The organism is Pseudomonas sp. WS 5410 (assembly GCF_012985645.1).
GTDB lineage: Bacteria > Pseudomonadota > Gammaproteobacteria > Pseudomonadales > Pseudomonadaceae > Aquipseudomonas > Aquipseudomonas shahriarae.
Window position 1 is genome coordinate 1 of sequence record NZ_JAAQWS010000048.1, and the last position, 1,271, is coordinate 1,271.

Genomic DNA, 1,271 nt, shown 5'->3' on the forward strand with positions numbered 1-1,271 from the left:
TGGACTACCCCCGTTTCCGTAGACATTTTCCAGCCTCAAAGTGAGGCACTTTCAAAGGCCTCAGGACTGACGCCGCCCAGGTGACTGTGACGACGCGTTCGGTTGTAAAACGCCTCAATGTAATCGAATACGTCGGCACGGGCCATGTCCCGGGTTTTGTAGATCCTCTTGCGGATGCGTTCTTTTTTCAGGCTACTGAAAAAAGACTCAGCCACGGCATTGTCCCAGCAGTTTCCTCGGCGGCTCATACTCGGCTCGAGGTGGTTGGCCAGACAAAAACGTTTCCAGTCATCGCTACCATATTGGCTACCCTGGTCCGAATGCACGATGACTCTGGTTTTGGGTTTACGGCGCCATACCGCCATGAGCAGCGCGTCCAGCGCCAGCTCCTTGCCTAGCGTTGGCTTCATTGACCAGCCGACCACCTTGCGAGCGTAGAGATCCAGTACTACAGCCAGATATAGCCATCCCTGCCACGTTCGGATGTAAGTGATATCGGTCACCCAAGCCTTATTAGGGGCATCGACAGTGAAGGCCCGGTTAAGTCGATTGGGGGCAATGATCGATGGTCTGCCTTTGATTGCGCGCGGGGCTTTATATCCTCTGAGCGCCTTGATTTTATTGGTGCGCATCAGTGCCGCGACACGGTGCTTGCCGCAACTTTCTCCAGCCTCGCGCAAGTCAGCAAACACCCGCCGTGCGCCATACACACCTCGACTGGCCGCATAGGAGTCGCGGATCAGCCCTAACAGCCGATCATTCTCTTTTTCGCGGTCAGAAACAGGCTTGTGTAGCCATTGATAGAACCCGGCACGAGCAACTTGCAAAACCCGGCACAGCGTAGTGATCGCGTATTGATGCCGATGCTCGTTCATAAAGCGGTATTTCACTCGGGTTCCCTGGCGAAGTACCGCGCTGCTTTTTTTAATATGTCGCGCTCTTCTTCCAAGCGTCGCATTTGGGCTCGCAGCCGCAAAATCTCACTTTTGGCTTCGAGCAACTCGCTGGCCTGTTTCTCGGTTTTGTCAGGCGTCACGGCTTTGACCCATTTGTAGAGGCTGTGGGTCGAAACGCCGAGGCGCTCGGCTGTTTCCGCAACGGAGTATCCGCGTTCAATAACCTGCCTCACGGCTTCTGCCTTGAATTCCGGCGTGAATCGTTGGGTGCTCATAAACTTCCTCCTATGCTCAAAGCATAGGCTGGAGATGTCTACGATGCCGGGGGCAGTCCAAGCATAGGCTGGAGATGTCTACGATGCCGGGGGCAGTCCA

1 protein-coding gene is annotated in these 1,271 nt (G+C 55.1%); it reads right to left on the reverse strand.

Annotated elements, in window-relative coordinates; all coding sequences use genetic code 11:
• Positions 1 to 35: 35 nt before the first annotated feature.
• Positions 36 to 1,171, reverse strand: a protein-coding gene (locus HBO24_RS29285) for an IS3 family transposase (protein ID WP_222933250.1) whose coding sequence is annotated in 2 segments (ribosomal slippage) — positions 36 to 919 and positions 919 to 1,171 — 1,137 coding nt in all. Because the reading frame shifts where the segments join, the coding sequence is not laid out codon by codon here.
• Positions 1,172 to 1,271: the final 100 nt, after the last annotated feature.